The sequence below is a fragment of the Microbispora sp. NPDC049633 genome (assembly GCF_040675265.1).
Lineage (GTDB): Bacteria > Actinomycetota > Actinomycetes > Streptosporangiales > Streptosporangiaceae > Microbispora > Microbispora maris.
On record NZ_JBFAOO010000035.1, the window covers coordinates 34346 to 52117 of the forward strand.

At 72.0% G+C, this 17772-nt stretch carries 15 protein-coding genes; 5 read left to right on the forward strand and 10 right to left on the reverse strand.

Translation table 11 applies throughout. The features are described from left to right. Positions 1-153 precede the first annotated feature (153 nt). From AB0J39_RS12230 to AB0J39_RS12250, 5 genes are all read right to left on the reverse strand, one after another. Positions 154-360 carry a cold-shock protein gene (locus AB0J39_RS12230; RefSeq protein WP_020545593.1) on the reverse strand — a complete coding sequence of 69 codons (207 nt, stop codon included), beginning with the start codon at positions 358-360 and terminating at the stop codon, positions 154-156. Positions 361-795: 435 nt separating this feature from the next. Beyond that, on the reverse strand, positions 796-1275 hold the full coding sequence (locus AB0J39_RS12235; RefSeq protein WP_363463612.1) for a GntR family transcriptional regulator: 480 nt from the start codon (positions 1273-1275) through the stop codon (positions 796-798). Between the two features lie 44 nt (positions 1276-1319). Continuing rightward, positions 1320-1802, reverse strand: a complete 483-nt coding sequence (locus tag AB0J39_RS12240; RefSeq protein ID WP_363463614.1) for a GntR family transcriptional regulator — start codon at positions 1800-1802, stop codon at positions 1320-1322. A gap of 105 nt (positions 1803-1907) precedes the next feature. Continuing rightward, positions 1908-2582 (reverse strand): DNA repair protein RadC, encoded by a 675-nt coding sequence (radC, locus tag AB0J39_RS12245; RefSeq protein ID WP_363463616.1) that lies wholly within the window; start codon positions 2580-2582, stop codon positions 1908-1910. A gap of 52 nt (positions 2583-2634) precedes the next feature. Beyond that, a complete protein-coding gene (locus AB0J39_RS12250) occupies positions 2635-3372 on the reverse strand; it encodes a GntR family transcriptional regulator (RefSeq protein ID WP_363463618.1) in 738 nt (245 codons plus the stop codon). A 733-nt stretch (positions 3373-4105) separates the two neighbouring features. Here AB0J39_RS12250 and dapA point away from each other — a divergent pair. The 3 genes from dapA to AB0J39_RS12265 all read left to right on the forward strand — a co-directional run bounded on the left by dapA (position 4106) and on the right by AB0J39_RS12265 (position 7369). Next, entirely contained in the window at positions 4106-5020 is a 915-nt protein-coding gene (dapA, locus tag AB0J39_RS12255) for a 4-hydroxy-tetrahydrodipicolinate synthase (protein WP_363463620.1), read from the forward strand. A 101-nt stretch (positions 5021-5121) separates the two neighbouring features. Then, positions 5122-6807: a ribonuclease J gene (locus AB0J39_RS12260; RefSeq protein ID WP_363463622.1), complete on the forward strand. Its 1686-nt coding sequence runs from the start codon at positions 5122-5124 to the stop codon at positions 6805-6807. 49 nt (positions 6808-6856) lie between these two features. Next, a complete protein-coding gene (locus AB0J39_RS12265; protein WP_363463624.1) occupies positions 6857-7369 on the forward strand; it encodes a DUF402 domain-containing protein in 513 nt (170 codons plus the stop codon). On the opposite strand, the gene AB0J39_RS12270 is transcribed toward AB0J39_RS12265, so the two are convergent. The 5 genes from AB0J39_RS12270 to AB0J39_RS12290 are packed head-to-tail and all read right to left on the reverse strand — an operon-like array spanning position 7362 to position 15517. Next, positions 7362-8906: a DHA2 family efflux MFS transporter permease subunit gene (locus tag AB0J39_RS12270; protein WP_363463626.1), complete on the reverse strand. Its 1545-nt coding sequence runs from the start codon at positions 8904-8906 to the stop codon at positions 7362-7364. The two genes, AB0J39_RS12265 and AB0J39_RS12270, sit on opposite strands and share 8 nt — an antisense overlap. A gap of 31 nt (positions 8907-8937) precedes the next feature. Then, positions 8938-12189 (reverse strand): BTAD domain-containing putative transcriptional regulator, encoded by a 3252-nt coding sequence (locus tag AB0J39_RS12275; protein WP_363463628.1) that lies wholly within the window; start codon positions 12187-12189, stop codon positions 8938-8940. A gap of 51 nt (positions 12190-12240) precedes the next feature. After that, positions 12241-13362 carry a hypothetical protein gene (locus AB0J39_RS12280; RefSeq protein ID WP_363463630.1) on the reverse strand — a complete coding sequence of 374 codons (1122 nt, stop codon included), beginning with the start codon at positions 13360-13362 and terminating at the stop codon, positions 12241-12243. Further along, positions 13359-14618: a glucarate dehydratase family protein gene (locus AB0J39_RS12285; protein WP_363463632.1), complete on the reverse strand. Its 1260-nt coding sequence runs from the start codon at positions 14616-14618 to the stop codon at positions 13359-13361. Before AB0J39_RS12285 ends, AB0J39_RS12280 begins: the two co-directional genes overlap by 4 nt. Further along, a complete protein-coding gene (locus AB0J39_RS12290; protein WP_363463633.1) occupies positions 14615-15517 on the reverse strand; it encodes a 5-dehydro-4-deoxyglucarate dehydratase in 903 nt (300 codons plus the stop codon). Before AB0J39_RS12290 ends, AB0J39_RS12285 begins: the two co-directional genes overlap by 4 nt. Before the next feature lie 390 nt (positions 15518-15907). On the opposite strand from AB0J39_RS12290, the gene AB0J39_RS12295 reads away from it, so the two are divergent. Both AB0J39_RS12295 and AB0J39_RS12300 read left to right on the forward strand, forming a co-directional pair. Continuing rightward, the gene (locus AB0J39_RS12295; protein WP_363463635.1) at positions 15908-16711 is read left to right on the forward strand and encodes an NAD(P)-dependent oxidoreductase; all 804 of its coding nucleotides are present in this window, start codon (positions 15908-15910) and stop codon (positions 16709-16711) included. Between the two features lie 13 nt (positions 16712-16724). Next, positions 16725-17772 (forward strand): aldehyde dehydrogenase family protein (locus tag AB0J39_RS12300; RefSeq protein ID WP_363463636.1); only part of this gene is annotated, 1048 nt, incomplete at its 3' end.

Sequence of the window (17772 nt, forward strand, 5' to 3'; positions counted from 1 at the left end):
CAGGCCCGAACCGGCACCATCAGTGGTCTATCCGGTGTGCGGCGGAAGAACGGACATGTTTGTGAGGCCGTCACGGCACAACGGGTACCACAAGAGCAACGCGCTGGGGCCCACACCTTACGGCGCGGGCCCCAGCTGCGTGATGCGTCGGTGTCAGGCGGGAACGATGTTCTCGGCCTGCGGGCCCTTCTGGCCCTGGGTGACATCGAAGGCCACCTTCTGGCCCTCGCGCAGCTCGCGGTAGCCGCCGTTCGCGACGATGTTGGAGTAGTGCGCGAAGACGTCGGCGCCGCCGCCGTCCTGCTCGATGAAGCCGAAGCCCTTTTCCGCGTTGAACCACTTCACGGTGCCAGAAGCCATGTTTATCTCCTCTTGATGGGTGTAGCCGAAATCCGCACTGTCACGAATCCCGCGTTGCCGCGATAGAGGCCCACACCCGGAGAAGACCGGCAAACAAAAAATGCACCTGAGGCTACGTACCGTCAGGCGCACACAAGTTTATTATGGGTACCACAACTGCAACTACGTTCAGCCTAGCACACCTGAGGCGTGATACCCACCCCGCCGCCATCCGCCTGGACGAATCGCATTTTCGCGCGGCGTCGCGCCCCAGCCCCCGCATCCCGGCCCAGTGCTTGCGAAGCCGCGGAGAGGGGCAAAGCGGGCTGAAGCTGGTCGGTGAGAACGGGCTGCTGGGCAGCCCGCAGTAAGAACAAATCGAAGGCCGTCGTGGTCAAGCGACACTCCTTCAGGAGCCGGACGCCCCGATGTGACGCGTCTTCTCAAGTCGCGTGGTCAGTCCTGCGGCCAGTTATCCGGAGATGACACATAAGTGCCGCGATGGGGGACGGTGAAGACGTAGCCCTGGTCCCGGAGGAAGCCGACGGCCAGTCGCACGGTCACCTTGGCCACGCCGTACTGCTGCATAAGTGACTTCTCGCTCGGGATCGGCCGGTTCGCTTTCAGCTCCCGGCGCTCGATGCGCTCCGCGACCTCTCTCGCGATCACCTCGTACAGCGGTGGCTTGCGTCGGGGACGGTAGACGGTGCCGTCTCCGACGAAGGTCCCCATTCCCTGCACGGTACGAACGAGACCGAGTTCCCTCAGTTCTCGGGCGACTCGCCGTGCCGTGGGGCGAGCCACCCCGTATTCGGCCTCGATCTCCGCCTCGCTGGGGATGGCATCGCCGTCGATCAACTCGCCCCGGCGGATCTGTTCCTGGATCAGGTCGGCGATCTGCTTGTAAACGGGTACCGGTCCGTCACGGTCAAGCATGGATCGACCGTAGACCGACCGGGACGACTAGACGACGGAAACCGCTAATCCGCCGGCCACTTGTCCTCAGGTGACACGAAGCTCCCTCGTTGCGGGACGGTGTAGACCCAGCCCTGTTCGCGGAGACGGCCGATCGCCCTGCGTACCGTCTCGCGTGCCACCTCGTACTTCTCAACCAGTGCCGTCTCGCTCGGTATGGGACGACGCGGCCGCAGGTCGCCGTTGCGAATTCCTTCGACGATGTCGTCTGCGATCTTCCGGTACATCGGAATCTTCCGCGGCTCTCGTGGCGCGGTGCCCGGTGAGGTCACGAACGTGCCCTCGCCCTGCACCGTGTAGATCAGGCCTTCTTCCCGCAGCATGTGGAAGGCGCGCCGTGCCGTGGTCCGGGCCACGCCGAACTCACTCTGTATGGCGGCCTCGCTGGGAATGGGGTGTCCAGGCGGGAGGTCGCCTCGCTGGATCTGTTGCCGGATGATCTCGGCGATCTGCACGTACAGATGCGTGTCACCGTCGTGGTCGAGCACGCCCGCAGCCTAGACGACCCATTACGAGGGCATCTGTATGGCTATGTCTGATCAGGCGTTGTGTTTTGTCCTGGGCAAGGCAATACAACTAGACGTACTATGCAACTATGCATTCTCGAGAGGAGGCCAAGGGACGCGGCGCCAGGCGGCGTCGGTGACGATCACGTGGTCGAGGAAACGGAGGCCGACGGTGTCGGCGGCCTCGTGGAGGCGGGCCGTGACCTCGACGTCGGCGGGGCTGGCGTCGAGCGATCCGCTCGGGTGGTTGTGGGCGAGGCCGAAGGCGGCTCCGCCGGAGAGGAGAACGGTGGTGACGATGTCGCGGACGGGCGCGGGGGTGTGGTCGCTGCCGCCCTCGGAGACCACGGTCCGGCGCAGCACGGCGCCGCGGCCGTCGCACACCACCACGACGAGCCGCTCGCGCGGCTGCCCGTGGAGCAGGGGAGCGGCAGCCGAAGCGATGTCGGCCGAGCAGGTGATCCGGCTTCGCTCCGGCTCCGCCTGGGCCCGCCGTACGAGGTGGAACGCGGCCGCCACGCGGGCGGCCTTGGCGGGACCCACGCCGGGGACGGCGAGCAGCCGATGGGCCTCGGATCGGGCCAGCTCGCCGAGGTCGCCGCAGTGGGCGATGAGCTGGGAGGCGAGTTCGACGGCGCTCACGCCCCTGCTGCCCGAGCCGAGCAGCAGGGCGAGCAACTCCCTGTCGGCGAGCGCCGCGGCTCCGGAGGCCAGCAGCCGCTCACGCGGCTGGTCGGCCAGGGGCATGTCCTTGACGCGCATCGGCACCTCCGGATGGGGGATCCGGATCGGTTGTACCAGTGGGCACCGACAGTCAGAGAGGGCTGGGAATGCCGTAGACCAGCCGGAACCTGTCGCCGGGCACCACGGCGTCGCTGGTCTCCACCGGCCGCTCGCCGGCCCAGTACGTGCGCTCGATCTGGAGCACCTGGACGCCGGAAGGCAGCTCCAGCAGGTCGCTCTCGGTGGGCTGGGGAACGCGGACGTGCACGGTCTCGCTGATCTCGGTGAGCGGCATGCCGCTCGCCGCGAGACGGAAGGCCGCGCTCCTGCGCTCGTACGTGCCCTCCTCGGGCGCCTGACTCTGCCCCGGCTCGACCGGTTCGTACGTCGTGAGCAGCTGCACCGGACGACCGTCGCCGCGAAAGACGTATCGGGTCCGGATCACCGGGCTGCACTCGCCGATACGCAGTCGATGGGCGATGTCGGGAGGGGCGTCGGCGAGCTCGCTGCGCCAGCTCCAGCTGGGTTGCCGCCCGCCCGCCTGCATGTCGCCGACGAAGGCGGCGTGCGGTTCGGGGAGACGGCTGCGGTTGAGCGGGAGCAGGATCGGTTTCTCTCGCACGCGGTGCCCGGAGCCCACGCGGCCGATGATGAGGCCTTCCTGCGCGAGCACGCGCAGCGCGTGGCGGGCGGCCGTCTCTCCGACGCTGTATTTCCGGGTGATCTGGTGCCGCGAGGGGATCGGTGCGCCCGGGGGGAGCGTGCCGTCGACGATCTGGCGGCGAATGTCCTCGACTACGCGCAGGTAGACCGGATCAGAGTTTGCCATCAATCCATCCCTGAGGGGGTGACGGGTCTTCCAAATCTTGGCGTATTCGCCGGGCCACCGAGAGTGACGGGAACGGCCTGTGACTCCAACTTTGCCTGGTGAAAGGGCTGCTAATGGGTGATATTGCCGCTAAGCGGCCAGGTGCTGATATTCCCCTCCCGCCGCCCTATCACGGCATCCATGCCAGCCCTCCGAGGGACAGGCATCGGAAGATCGCGTGGTCGAAACCCACCAATCGCAGCGATCGGGTGCGGGTGCACAGGCACACGTGTGAGTGCAAGGCGACGATCTACGAGCTTTGCTCGGCCGGCGGACTGATGTTCATCCGGCGGACGAAACGGGGCGTGAAGATGGAGATCCGCGAGAGCGAACGGCTCGTCTCCGCGCGGATGCAGGAGTTGTGGGTGCGGCTGCTCGCGGGGGAGGCCCACTGATCCGTCTGCGGCCCATGCCTGCCGATCCGCCCGCGGTTCACCGATTCGCCGCCTAACGGCCTGGGTATCTTCCGCCCGTATGGTGTACGACCGGTCGTATACGACCTTCCGGAAAAATTTCGCCAGCGGCGTGTAACGTCCGCGTAAGGCGCGGCGATTCCCGGTTAGAGGTCGCTGATGTGTGTACCCCCGAGCACATATCGGCGGCCTCTTCCGCTGTCGGCGGCATCGCGGACGGTACTGGACATAACGGGGTGGCGAGGTCCATCACCCCAGCGGATCCGGGTACCGTTCGGTCTATGGCATCGCCTACTGGAACTTCCGACGCCCCCTTCGGTCGCACGCTGACCGCGATGGTCACACCGTTCACCTCGAACGGCGCCGTCGACTATGAGGGCGTCCAGCGGCTCGCCGCCTATCTCGTGGACGAGCAGCGCAACGACGGGCTGGTCGTCAGCGGTACCACCGGGGAGTCCCCCACCACCTCCGACGAGGAGAAGGACCGCATCCTCCGCGCGGTCGTCGAGGCCGTGGGCGACCGGGCCACGGTCGTGGCCGGCGTCGGCACCAACGACACCCGGCACAGCGTCGAGCTGGCCCGGGCCGCGGAGCGCGCCGGTGCGCACGGTCTCCTGGTGGTGACCCCGTACTACAACAAACCGCCGCAGGAGGGCCTGCTCCGGCACTTCACGACCGTTGCGGACGCGACCGGCCTTCCGGTGATGCTGTACGACATCCCCGGCCGCGCCGGGGTGCCCATCACGACCGAGACCCTGTTCCGGCTGGCCGAGCATCCGCGCATCGCCGCCGTCAAGGACGCCAAGGGCGACCTGTTCGCGGCCTCGCAGGTGATGTCCTCCACCGACCTCGTCTTCTACTCCGGTGACGACCTGCTCAACCTGCCGTGGCTCTCCGTCGGCGCGGTCGGGTACGTCAGCGTCGTGGGCCACGTGGCGGGCGCGGAGCTGGCCTCGATGGTCGACTCCTACCGGTCCGGCGATGTCGAGAACGCACTTGCCGTCCACCGTCGGCTCCTCCCGGTGGTCTCGGCGATCATGACGCGCACCCAGGGCGCGATCATGGTCAAGGCGGCGCTCACGCTGGTGGGCCAGGACGCCGGGTACGTCCGGCCGCCGCTCGTGGACGCCACCCAGGAACAGATCGCGGCGCTTCGCGAGGACCTCATTACGGGGGGTCTCAAGCTTGTGGATTAGATCAGCAGATGGAGTCGAATGAGCGACGTGTACAGAGAAAACGAACATAGGGAACGACGCGTGGGCGCCGACGGCGAACGGCGCGGGGCGAAGGGGGCGGCATGAGTCATCCGCATCCCGAGCTCGGGCCGCCTCCGCCGCTGCCGGAAAACGGTCTGCGCGTCGTCGCACTGGGCGGTCTCGGCGAGATCGGCCGCAACATGGCGGTCTTCGAGTACGACGGCCGTCTGCTCGTGGTGGACTGCGGCGTGCTGTTCCCCGAGCCGGACCAGCCGGGCGTGGATCTCATCCTGCCCGACTTCGACTACATACGGGGGCGCCTCGACGACATCGAGGCACTGGTGCTCACGCACGCCCACGAGGACCACATCGGCGCGGTGCCGTACCTGCTGCGGGAGCGGCGCGACATCCCGATCGTCGGCTCGCGGCTGACCCTCGGGCTGATCGAGAGCAAGCTGACCGAGCACCGGATGCAGCCGGTCAAGGTCGAGGTGATCGAGGGCGAGCGGCGCACGTTCGGGCCGTTCGAGTGCGAGTTCGTCTCGGTGAACCACTCGATCCCCGACGCGCTGGCCGTGGCGATCCGCACCCCTGCGGGTCTCGTCCTGCACACCGGCGACTTCAAGATGGACCAGCTCCCGCTGGACGGGCGGCTGACCGACCTCGGGGCGTTCGCGCGGCTCGGGGCCGAGGGCGTCGACCTGCTGATGTCCGACTCCACCAACTCGGAGGTGCCGGGCTTCGTCACCAGCGAGCGGGAGATCGCGCCGGTCATCGACGACGTCTTCCGCAGCGCGTCCAAGCGGATCATCGTCGCGAGCTTCGCGTCGCACATCCACCGTGTCCAGCAGATCATGGACGCGGCCGAGAAGCACGGCCGCAAGGTCGCGCTCATCGGCAGGTCGATGGTCCGGAACATGGGCGTGGCACGCGAACTCGGCTACCTGAAGGTGCCCGGGGGCCTGCTCGTGGACTCCAGGGAGATCGAGGAGTGGCCGCCGGAGGACGTGGTGCTGATCTGCACCGGTTCCCAGGGCGAGCCGATGGCGGCGCTGTCGCGCATGGCCAACCGCGACCACCCGATCAGGATCGCCGAGGGCGACACGGTCCTGCTCGCCTCGTCGCTGGTGCCGGGCAACGAGACGGCGGTCAGCAAGGTCATCAACGGCCTCAACCGCTGGGGCGCGCGGGTGGTCCACAAGGGCAACGCACGCGTGCACGTCTCGGGCCACGCCGCCGCGGGTGAGCTGCTGTACGTGCTCAACCTCACCAAGCCGTCCAACTTCATGCCCGTGCACGGGGAGTGGCGGCACCTGCGGGCGCACGCCGCGCTGGCCGAGCTGACCGGCGTCCCCCGGGAGAACATCGTGATCGCCGAGGACGGCGTGGTCGTCGACCTCGTCGACGGCCAGGCGAGGATCACCGGCGCGGTCCCGTGCGGGTACGTCTTCGTGGACGGCACCTCCGTGGGCGACATCACCGACGTGGCCCTCAAGGACCGGCGCATCCTGGGCGACGAGGGGTTCATCTCCATCGTCGTCGTCGTGGACTCCACCACCGGGAAGCTCACCGGCGGGCCGCAGATCACCGCCCGGGGCTCGGGCATCGATCCCGACGCGTTCGACGCGGTCATCCCGCAGCTCGAGGCCGCGCTGCAGGAGGTCGCGGCGGCGGGGGTGGCCGACGAGATGCAGATCCGCCGGACCATCCGGCGTACGGTGGGGCGCTGGGTCAGCGACACCTACCGCCGCCGCCCGATGATCATTCCGGTGGTCGTCGAGGTCTGACGGACAATTCCGTTGTACTCGGAGACGGGCGTGGCGTAGCGTCCCGCCCGTGTCCGAGGTGAGGATCATTTACCGCAAGTACGGCGGTTCGCTGCACTGGCACCACCCCGCGCGGGTGCTGGGCGAGGACGAGCACGGCGTCTGGGCCGGCTGCCCCGCGGGCACCGCCGGCCGGCGGGGGAGCGAGCCGCCGGTGGTCTGGGCGGACCCCTTCGTGATGCTGTTCCCCCGCCACTCGTGGTGGACGGCCACGTTCAACGCCCGGCCGAACAGGTGCGCGATCTACTGCGACGTCACCACGGTGCCCGTCCGCGGCGACGGCCGGATCACCATGGCCGATCTCGACCTCGACGTGCTCCGGATGCGGGACGGCCGGCTGATCCTGGACGACGAGGACGAGTTCGCCGAGCACCAGGTGCGGTACGGATACCCGGAGGAGATCGTCCGCCAGGCGGAGCGGTCGGCCGCCTGGCTGATGGAGGCCGTGGGCGCGCGCACCGGCCCCTTCGGCGGCGCCCACGACCGCTGGCTGTCCCAGGTCACTCGAGCCGGGATCACGTGACGGAGACCGGCTCGTCCACGGACTCCTCCTCTGTCTCCGGGATCACCTTGGGCACGCCGCGCAGCGCGAACGGCACGGCGACCGCGAGGACGAGCAGGATCGCCGCGCCGGTCAGCACCGTGACGTGGATGCCCTCGACGAACGCCTGCCGCGCGGCCTGCGCGACGGCCCCCGCGGCGTCGCCCGGCAGCGTGGCGGCGGCCTTCAGGGCGCCCGCGAGCGTGTCGCGGGCCTCGGCCGCCGCGCCGTCGGGCAGCCCGGGCGGAAGCACGAGGCCGTTCCGGTAGGCGCTGGTCAGCACGGTGCCGAGCACGGCGATGCCGAGCGCGCCGCCCATCTCGTGGGCGGTCTCGGAGATCGCGCTCGCCGCGCCGGCCCGCTCCTTTGGCACCGAGGCGAGCACCGTGTCGCCGGTCACCGCGAACGTGAAGCCCATCCCGACGCCCTGGATGAGCATGGCGGCGAGCATGTAGAGATAGGGCGTCTCCATGCCGATCCGGCTGAACAGGATGAACCCGATCGCGGTCAGCACGAGCCCGAGCCCGACGACCGGCCCGCGTCCCCACCGGTGCACGAGCACCCCGGACAGCGCGCCGCCGACGCCCCCGGCCAGGCCGCCCGGCATGCCGGCGAGCCCGGCGGTCAGCGGTGACCAGCCCATGACCAGCTGGAAGTACTGCGCGAAGACCACCGACATGGCGAGCATCGCGAAGACCGCGACCAGTTCGGCGCCGACCGTGGCCGCGAACGCGCGCCGCCGGAACAGCGCGATGTCGATCAGTGGCTCGGCCAGCCGGGTCTGCCGGCGGACGAACACGATCAGCGCGGCGACCGCGATCACCGCGGCGGCGATCACGGAGGGCCGCGCGACACCTCCGGTCGTGGCCTCCTTCATCGCGTAGATCAGGCCGAGCACGCCCACGGCGGACAGCGGGACGCTGACGAGGTCGAGCCTGCCGGGGCGGGGGTTGCGCGACTCGGGCAGCACGACGAGCCCGGCGGCCAGGACGACCGCGACGACGGGCACGTTGATCAGGAAGACCGAGCCCCACCAGAAGTGGTCGAGCAGCAGGCCGCCGACGATGGGCCCGAGGGCGAACCCGACCGCCCCGACGCTGCTCCAGACGCCGACCGCGGTGGTCCGCTCTTTGGGGTCGGGGAACACGTTGCGGATCAGCGACAGCGTCGAGGGCATGACCGTCGCGCCGGCCACGCCGAGCAGCGCGCGGGCCGCGATCAGCAGCGGGGCGTTCGGCGCGTACGCCGTCAGCACCGAGGCCGCGCCGAAGGCGGCCAGCCCGGCGAGCAGCAGCCGCCTGCGCCCGATCCGGTCGCCGAGGTTCCCCATGGTGACGAGCAGCGCGGCCAGCGCGAAGCCGTAGATGTCGGCGATCCACAGCAGCTGGGTGGCCGAGGGGGCGAGGTCCTCGCCGAGCTTCGGCAGGGCGAGGTGCAGGACGGTGAGGTCGACGGACAACAGGAGCATGGCCAGGCAGGCGATGACCAGCGTGCCCCACTTGCGGGAGGTGTCGTTCATGGCAGTCAGCGTGCGCCCGGGCGCTGACCGTTCATCCACCGAGCGCTGACAGGTGCCCTTCGACGATGGTCAGCGCCGCGGTGTCCGTGCTCCCCGTGATGCCCCCCGCGACCGGCACCCGCTCCTGTGCGTAGGCGCGGCCCTGGGCGTACGCCCGGTCGAAGGCGTCAGCGCCGAGGACGGTCCGGCAGCCCGCCTCGATCCGGGCGACGTCCGGGTCGCCCGCGGCGGGTGCGCCGCGCAGGGCGGCGGCCACGCCCAGCAGCCAGGCCGCCCGCCCGCGGTCTCCTTCCAGCAGCGCGACGCCGGCGACCCCCTCCGCGACCCCGGCGGTCATGCCGAGGCTGCGGGTGCCGGGCAGGGTGGTGAGGGCGCGCCGGTGCCACGCCAGCGACTCGAAGGCGTCGCCCGACAGCTGTGCGGCCCAGCCGAGCGCCAGGTAGACGCGCGAGCGGGTCTCCTCCGCGCTGAACCACGCGCTCGTGCACTCCGCCAGGGCCGCCTCGTAGTGGCGCCGGGCCCCGGTCACGTCGCCCGCGAGCCGGGCGAGCTCGCCGAGCCCGAGGAGCGCCGCCGCGAGGGTCTCCGGGCCGCCGGTCCGCCGCGACAGCTCGGCGGCGCGCTCGAAGTCGGATCTCGCGGCGTCCGCGAGTCCGGAGCGCATCCGCGCCCAGGCGCGCCGGCAGAGGGTCTCCGCGACGTCCGACGCGGCGCCCAGCCGCTCGGCCAGGTCGAGCGCCTCGTTGGTCAGCGCCTCGACCCGCTCGTGGTCCCCCCGCTGGTCGGCGACGTCCGCCATGGCGGACAGCACCAGCACCCGGAGCCAGATGTCCCCCACGGAGCGGGCCTCCCGGAGCGCGCCGGTGAGCTCGTGTTCGGCCTCGGTGAGCCGGCCGTCGAACACCTTGAGATAGGAGAGGCTGAAGCGGCTGAGCGTCCGCGTCCACGGGTCGCGGTCGAGCACGCGGAACAGGTCCTCCATGGTGTGGAGCTGCTCTCGCGCGGGGGGACCGCTGATCATCGCCTGCAGCACCAGCAGGAACGGCTGCCGTGGCGGCATGGGCAGGACGTAGGTCCGCCGGACGGTCTCGGCCACGAGCCCGTCCACGGCGGGGCCGCCCGTCCCGCCCCAGGCCACGAGGCAGGCGCACACGACGTGCTCCTCCTCCAGCCCCTCCGGTGGTGTGGCGCCGATCCGGCCCAGCAGCTCGGCGGCCGGCCTGGCGGCCTCGCCACGCAGCCCGCGCAGCAGCCAGTAGCCGGTCGCCGCCGACAGCAGCCGCAGCGCGGGCGCCACGTCACCGGCGCGTACGGCGCGGCGCAGCGCGGCCTGCAGGTTGTCGCGCTCGCCGTCCAGCCTGCGCAGCCACTCGACCTGGTCCGGTCCGCGCAGGTGCGGGTCCGCCGCGGCGGCCAGGTCCAGGATGTACGCGAGGTGGGCCTGCCGCGTGGACTCGCTCTCGCCGGCCTCGGCCAGCCGTTCGGCGCAGAACGCGCGGATCGTCTCCAGCATCCGGTAGCGGTCGTCCACCACCTCGACGAGGGACTTGTCCACCAAGGAGGCGAGCACGCCGTCGGTGTCGGGCAGACCGCACACCCGCTCGGCCGCCTCCAGTGTCGCGCCGCCCGCGAAGACGGTCAGGCGTCGCGCGAGCGCGCGTTCCGGCTCGTCGAGCAGGTCCCAGCTCCACTCGACGACCGCGCGCAGCGTCCGGTGGCGCGGCTGCGCCGTACGGCTGCCGCGCGACAGCAGCGCGAAGCGGGGGGCGTCGCCCTCCGGTCCGGGATCGCCGGTGCCGAGACGGGCGGCGATCTGGGCCAGGGGCAGCGAGCGCAGCCGGGCGGCGGCCAGTTCGAGCGCCAGCGGCAGCCCGTCCAGCGCCCGGCAGATGCGCAGCACGTGCCCGACGTCGCCGGGCCCGAAGGCGATGCCGGGCCGTACGGCGGCCGCCCGCTCGGCGAACAACCGTACGGCCGGATAGGCGAGCGCGTCCTCGACATCATCCTCGCCGCCGGGCGGCGGGACCCGCAGCGGGGGGACGGGACACAGGCGCTCGCCGGTGATGCCGAGCGCCTCGCGGCCGGTGGCCAGCACGCGCAGGGCGGGGCACGCCGCGAGCAGCCGGTCGGCGAGCCGGGCCGCCTCGTCCACGACGTGCTCGCAGTTGTCGAGCACGAGCAGCACCGGCCGCAGGGTCAGGGCCGCCACCAGGCGGGCGACGGGATCGGCGGTGCTCGGCCGAGTCCCGGGGCCGGGGATGGGCACGGGGATGGGCACGGCGCTCTCCCGCAGCCCGAGCGCGCCGAGCACGGCCTGCGGCACGTCGGCGCCGTCGGTGAGCGGGGCGAGTTCCACGACGCACACCTCGCCCGGCCATCGGGCGGCCGCCTCGATCGCCAGCCGGGTCTTCCCGGTGCCGCCCGGGCCGGTGAGCGTCACGAGCCGGGCCTCGGCGAGCAGCGCGCCGATGCGTTCGAGCTCGGTGTCGCGGCCCACGAGTGAGGTGAGCGGCACCGGCCGCGCGCCGGTCGCGGCGGGTGGGGGAGCGAGCGCCGGGTCGGAGCGCAGCACCGCGAGGTGGATCGCCGCCAGCTCCGCCGACGGGTCGGCGCCCAGCTCGCCGGCGAGCACCCGCCGGGCGTCCTCGAAGACGGCCAGCGCCTCCGCCGGGCGGCCCGCGGCGTACAACGCGCGCATGAGCTGCCCGCGCGAACGTTCCCGCAACGGATGCGCGGCGACCCGTTCCTGCAGCTCGGGCAGCAGGTCGCGGTGCCGCCCGAGGGCCAGGCCCGCCTCGGCGAGGTCCTCGGCCGCCGACAGGCGCAGCTCCTCCAGCCGGGCCGCCTGGGCGGGCGCGAACGGCGCGTCGGGCACGTCGGCCAGCGCCGGCCCGCGCCAGAGGGCGAGCGCCTGGCCGAGCAGGCCGGCGGCGCGGGCCGGGTCGCCGGCGTCGAGCGCCCGCCGTCCCTCGGCCGCCAGCCGTTCGAAGCGGGACGCGTCCACGTCGTCCGGGTCCACCGCCAGCCGGTAGCCCGCCGGCTCCCGCACGACCAGGTCGCCGAGGTGCTGGCGGAGCCGCGACACCTGGGCCTGCAGCGCGTTCGTCGCCCCCGACGGCGGCTCGGCGCCGTAGAGGCCGTCGATCAGGCGGTCGGTGGTGACGACCTTCCCGGCATTGAGGAGCAGCAGGCCGAGCAGCGCGCGCAGCCCGGGCCCGCCGACCGGCACCGGGCGGTCGCCGTCGAGCCGTGCCTCTGTCGGGCCGAGGATGCCGAACCGCATGTCCATGATTGTCCCGCATCGCCGGCCGGGCGCGGTGGGGAGCGGTGCGGCTCAGCGGCGGATCGCCGCCGCGATCGCCTTCAGCCGGGCCCTGGAGGCGAGGCCGCCGTGGTACCAGTGGATCTCGGCGGCGCCGGCCGCCGTGTAGGCCTCGGCCAGGAACGACAAGGCTTCGCCGTCCGCCGGGCGTGGGGGCAGGGCCAGCACGTACGCGCCCACGCGGGGGCCGAGCCGGCCCAGGGCGCGCAGCCCCGCCTCGTCCACCTCGGGCGCGTTCCAGCAGTTGCCGACGAGCAGGTCGGCGTCCACCCCCTGCGGGACGGTCGCGAACGGTCCGGTGGCCCACGGATCGGCGTTGGCGTGCAGGGCGATCCTCAGGTCCGGCCGGATCGCCCGGGCCTGCGCCAGCAGCAGGTCGCGCAGCTCGCCGGCCAGACCGGTGCGCAGGTCGCGCACCGGGTCCGCGAGGTCGCCGAGCGCGTCCTCGACCGAGCCGGGCGCGCCGTCGACACCGGCCCGGACCCGCGCGCGGACCTCGGCGACGTCCAGTCCGGCCGCCTCGTAGCGGCGTACGCAGGCCGCGCAGAAGCACAGCGACAGCAGCGCGAGCTGGGCGGGCGACCAGTCGGCGCCGTCGGTCTTCTCGTGGTGCCCGCCGTGGCGGAACCCGAGGGCGCCGCACGCCTCCAGGATCAGCGCGTCGGGGTCGCCGACCTCGACGATCTCGTGGACCAGCGTGCGGCAGTAGTCGCGCACGTCGGCCGCCGCCGGGCACAGCGCGTAGGGGTAGGTCTCGCCGAAGGCGTTGGTGACGACGAGGCCGGGGTTGGCCGAGCCGAGCAGCGTGTTGTGGGTCAGCACGGTCCACGCCTGGACCGGCAGGCCCACGGCGCGCAACGCGTCCCTGGCCTCCCCGAACGGATCGTCCGCGTCCACCCACGACGGCGTGCCGGGCACGAGCCGGTTGCCCTTCCACGCCTCCTCGCGTACGGGGACGTAGCAGGCCGCGTGCCGGGCGTCGACCAGCCGGTGCGCCGGATGCAGGGGAGTCGCGGCGCGGGTCGTGTGGTAGGACGCGGCGAGCGCCACCGCGTCGACGCCGAGCGCCTTGAGGCGCGCGGCGGCGCCGGGGTCGCCGACGATGTCCCAGGGGTAGGCGTAGATGACGTTCACCAGCGTGGCCTCCGTGCGGAGAAGGACGGGTCGACGGACCGCATGTACGTCGTGTCGTCGCGGGAGCGGACCCCGCACTTCTCATACTGCTCGTTCATGATTGCGAGGGCGTCGCGGTCGAGTTCCACCCCGAGTCCCGGGCCGTCCGGCACCGGGACCGCGCCGTCCACGAAGCGCAGCGCGCCGGGAGCCACCACGTCCTGTCCGTCCTGCCAGGGGGTGTGGGTGTCGCAGGCGTGGGTGACCGACGGGGTGGCGGCGGCCAGGTGGGTCATCGCGGCGAGGCTGATCCCGAGGTGGGAGTTGCTGTGCATGGACAGCTCGATGCCGAAGGTCTCGCACAGCGTGGCGATGTGCGCCGAGCGCACCAGACCGCCCCAGTAGTGGTGGTCGGTCAGCAGCACCCCGATCGCGCCCTGACGTACGGCGGGCGGGATGTGCTCGGGGGTGACGACGCACATGTTCGTGGCGAGCGGCATCGGCACCTCGGCGGCGACCCGCGCCATGCCCTCGATGCCCTCGGTGGGGTCCTCCAGGTATTCGAGCACGCCGTCGAGCTCGCGGCCGACCCGGATGGAGGTCTCCACGCTCCAGACGGCGTTGGGGTCGAGGCGCAGCGGATGCTCAGGGAAGGCCTCCCGCAGCGCGCGGACCGCCTCGACCTCCTGCTCGGGCGGGAACACGCCGCCCTTGAGCTTGATGGAGCGGAAGCCGTACCTGCCGATCAGCAGGCGGGCCTGCTCGACCACGCCCTCGGGGTCGAGGGCGGCGCCGAAGCCGTCGTCCGGCGCGCCCGGGTGCCCGGCCCACTTGTAGAACAGGTAGGCGCTGTACGGCACGGCGTCGCGCACCCGGCCGCCGAGCAGGTCCACGACGGGCCGGCCCGCCGCCTTCCCCTGGATGTCGAGGCAGGCGACCTCGAAGGGGGAGAAGATCCGGTCGACGGTCTTGGCCCGTGAGGAGGTGCCGGTAAGGCCGTGCAGGTCGGTGACGACGTCGGCCCCGACGAGGCCGGCCACGGTGGCGTACATCGCGTTGCCGCCGTAGACGTCGTGGCCGATCAGCGCCTCGGCGGCGGCCCGCACCCGGACGAGGTGGTCGAGGTCGCCGTAGGTCTCCCCGAGACCGGACAGCCCCTCGTCGGTGACGACCTCCACGATCGTGCGCAGCGCCCACGGCTCGTGGACGCCGGCGGCGTTGAGCAGCGGCGGGTCGCGGAAGGCGACCGGCGTGACGTGGATCTCGCGGATCCTCATCCCACCAGCTCCAGCCCGGTCGCGATGAGCTTGTCCAGCCGGGCGACGTGCTCGGGGGCCGGGTCGACGAGCGGCGGCCGGACCCGGCCCACGTCGAGGCCGCGCAGGGCGACGCCCGCCTTGACGAGCGAGACGGCGTAGCCGGGCACGAGGTCGCGCAGCTCGACCAGGGGCCGGTAGAAGCCGCCGAGCAGGCGCCGCACCAGGTCGTCGTCCCCGGCGGTCACGGCCTTGTGGAAGGCCAGGGCCACCTCGGGCAGGAAGCAGAACACGGCGGAGGAGTACAGGCTGACGCCGATGCCCCGGTAGGCGGGCACGGTCATCTCGGCCGTCGGCAGCCCGTTGAAGAACGTGAAGTCGCGGTCGGTCGCCTCCCGGACGGCGAGGACGATCCGTTGCATGGCGTCGATGTCGCCGAGGCCGTCCTTGAACCCGGCGACGTTGGGGATCTCGGTCAGCGCCGCCGCGGCGGCGGCCGTGAAACGGGCGTTGGCCCGCTGGTAGACGATGATCGGCAGGTCGGTGGCGGCCGCGATCTCGCGGACGTAGCGCACCAGCCCTTCCGCGGGCGCGCTGACCAGGTACGGCGGCAGCAGCAGCAGGCCGTCCGCGCCCGCCTCCGCGGCCCTGCGCGCGCACTCGCGGGCGAACGGGAGCGAGCCGCCGGCGCCGGACAGGACCGGAACCCGTCCGGCCGCCGACTCGACGGCGATCCGCACCACCCGCGCGTACTCGTCGATGCCCAGCGCGTTGAACTCGCCCGTGCCGCAGGCGGCGAACACCCCGCCCGCACCCTCGGCGACACCGCGCGTCACGTGCGTGGCCAGCACGTCCTCGGCCAGCTCACCGTCCGCGCCGAACGGTGTGACCGGAAAGAAGAGAACGCCGTCGAGCTGCATCCGCCCACTCCCTTGGGTGTCCATATACATGGACAAAGTTCTTAAATATGTCCACGACGCTAGCTGTGCGATCTCGCGAAAGTCAACCGAGGTCATCTCGCGACGGCTCGTCGTCACGTCGGCCCCGTCCTGTTCGTGTACTCGAACGGGCTCCGCAATTGCGGATGCATGTCAGCAAGACGATAAGAATTGGCAACAGTTGCGTCAAGGAACGATCTCGGGTCAGATATGTGAATCATGCCCGTACTTGTGAACAGCTGGGAATTGCTGCGAGACTGACGCCGTTCGCCATTGACACGGTCCGTACGCCGCGCGGACGATCACGGGGCGCCGCCCACGGCGCGGGCGCCCGGGCCGCGCATGCCGCAGGGCCGCTTCGACAGGAGGCACATGCGAATTCTCATGACCGGCGCGGCGGGCGGCGTCGGCACTCTGCTGCGACCCCGGCTGGCCGGGGAGGGGCGCGTGCTGCGCCTGCTCGACGTCGTCCCGCTGGAGGCGGGGCCGGGTGAGGAGGCGGTGACCGCCGACATCACCGACCCCGAGGCGATGGACGCGGCGATGGACGGCGTGGACGCGGTGCTGCACCTGGGAGGCCACAGCCTCGAACAGCCGTGGGCGGACATCCTGCAGGTCAACATCAACGGCACCTACGTGGTGCTGGAGGCCGCGAGGCGGGCCGCGGTGCGCCACGTCGTGCTGGCCAGCAGCAACCACGCGGTCGGGTTCCACCCGCGCGAGGCGGGCGAGGCCCCCGACTACCTGTTCCCGCGCCCGGACACCTTCTACGGCGTGAGCAAGGTGACCAAGGAGGCGCTCGGCTCGCTCTACCACGACCGGTACGGCATGCACGTGACCTGCCTGCGGATCGGCTCGTGCTTCAAGAAGCCCAGGGACGTGCGCATGCTGTCGACCTGGCTGTCGCCGGACGACTGCGCGCGGCTGGCCGAGGCGTCGCTCGCGGCGGAGGGCTTCCACGTGGTGTGGGGGGTGTCGGCCAACACGCGCCGCTGGTGGTCCCTGGAGGAGGGCCGGGCCATCGGCTACGAGCCCAAGGACGACGCGGAAATATACGCCGATAAGCTCATCGCCGAGCACGGCGAGCCCGATCTCGGGGAGCTGCCGCACTCGCTGGCCGGGGGAGCCTTCTGCGGCCCCCGCTACGACGTCGAGAATCTCACAGCGGGGGGCTGAGGTGACTGACCAGGTGAACACTGACCAGGTGAACGACGCCGTCCAGTCGGCGGTGGAGCGGGCCGCCGCGGCGGGCGAGGCGTGGCGGGCGACGCCCCCGGCCGAACGCGCCGCCGTGCTCGAAGGCGTCGCCGACGCCCTGCTGAAGCACACCGAGGAGCTGTGGCCGGCCGCGGCGGAGGAGACCCGGCTGCCGGAGGCGCGGCTGCGCGGGGAGATCGCCCGTACGGCCGCGCAGTTCCGGCTGTTCGCCGAGGTCCTGCGGGACGGCGGATGGGTGGAGGCGGTGATCGACCACCCCGACCCCGGGGCCACCCCGCCGCGCCCCGACGTGCGGCGGATGAACCACCCGCTCGGCGTCGTGGCCGTCTTCGCGGCCAGCAACTTCCCCTTCGCGTTCTCGGTGGCGGGCGGCGACACGGTGTCGGCGCTGGCGGCCGGCTGCCCGGTCGTGGTGAAGGCCCACGAGGGGCACCCCCGCACCTCCGACCTGACCGCCTCCGTCGTACGGCAGGCCCTGCCCGACCCCGGCCTGCTCGGACTCGTGCACGGGTTCGAGACGGGAGCTCCGCTGGCGCGGCACCCGCTCGTCACGGCGGTCGGCTTCACCGGCTCGGTCGCGGGCGGGACGGCCATCCAGAAGCTGATCGACGAGCGCCCCGACCCCATCCCGTTCTACGGCGAGCTGGGCAGCGTCAACCCGGTCGTCGTGCTGCCCTCGGCCGACCCCGCCGAGGTGGCCTCTGGGTTCGCGGCGTCGCTGACGCTGGGGGTGGGGCAGTTCTGCACCAACCCCGGCCTGGTGTTCGTCCCCGCGGAGGGAGGCTTCGAGCAGGCCGTCGCCGAGGCGGTCGGCGCGACCAGCGGCGGGCCCATGCTGACCGACAAGATCCGCGAGGGCTACCTGCGGGCGTCCGGCCGGCTGGCCGAGCGGCTCACCGTGCTGGCCGGCGGGGGCACGGTGGACGGCATCACCCCGCAGGTCTTCGCCGCCGACCTGGAGGCGTTCGCGGACGGGCTGCCCGAGCTGGCGGAGGAGTGCTTCGGCCCGGCGGCGATCG

What these genes read in the sequence shown, in the direction of transcription:
- AB0J39_RS12230 (WP_020545593.1), bottom strand. Translation starts at nt 360, where the DNA reads ATGGCTTCTGGCACCGTGAAGTGGTTCAACGCGGAAAAGGGCTTCGGC.
- AB0J39_RS12235 (WP_363463612.1), bottom strand. Translation starts at nt 1,275, where the DNA reads ATGCTTGACCGTGACGGACCGGTACCCGTTTACAAGCAGATCGCCGAC.
- radC (WP_363463616.1), bottom strand. Translation starts at nt 2,582, where the DNA reads ATGCGCGTCAAGGACATGCCCCTGGCCGACCAGCCGCGTGAGCGGCTG.
- AB0J39_RS12250 (WP_363463618.1), bottom strand. Translation starts at nt 3,372, where the DNA reads ATGGCAAACTCTGATCCGGTCTACCTGCGCGTAGTCGAGGACATTCGC.
- dapA (WP_363463620.1), top strand. Translation starts at nt 4,106, where the DNA reads ATGGCATCGCCTACTGGAACTTCCGACGCCCCCTTCGGTCGCACGCTG.
- AB0J39_RS12260 (WP_363463622.1), top strand. Translation starts at nt 5,122, where the DNA reads ATGAGTCATCCGCATCCCGAGCTCGGGCCGCCTCCGCCGCTGCCGGAA.
- AB0J39_RS12270 (WP_363463626.1), bottom strand. Translation starts at nt 8,906, where the DNA reads ATGAACGACACCTCCCGCAAGTGGGGCACGCTGGTCATCGCCTGCCTG.
- AB0J39_RS12275 (WP_363463628.1), bottom strand. Translation starts at nt 12,189, where the DNA reads ATGCGGTTCGGCATCCTCGGCCCGACAGAGGCACGGCTCGACGGCGAC.
- AB0J39_RS12285 (WP_363463632.1), bottom strand. Translation starts at nt 14,618, where the DNA reads ATGAGGATCCGCGAGATCCACGTCACGCCGGTCGCCTTCCGCGACCCG.
- AB0J39_RS12290 (WP_363463633.1), bottom strand. Translation starts at nt 15,517, where the DNA reads ATGCAGCTCGACGGCGTTCTCTTCTTTCCGGTCACACCGTTCGGCGCG.
- AB0J39_RS12295 (WP_363463635.1), top strand. Translation starts at nt 15,908, where the DNA reads ATGCGAATTCTCATGACCGGCGCGGCGGGCGGCGTCGGCACTCTGCTG.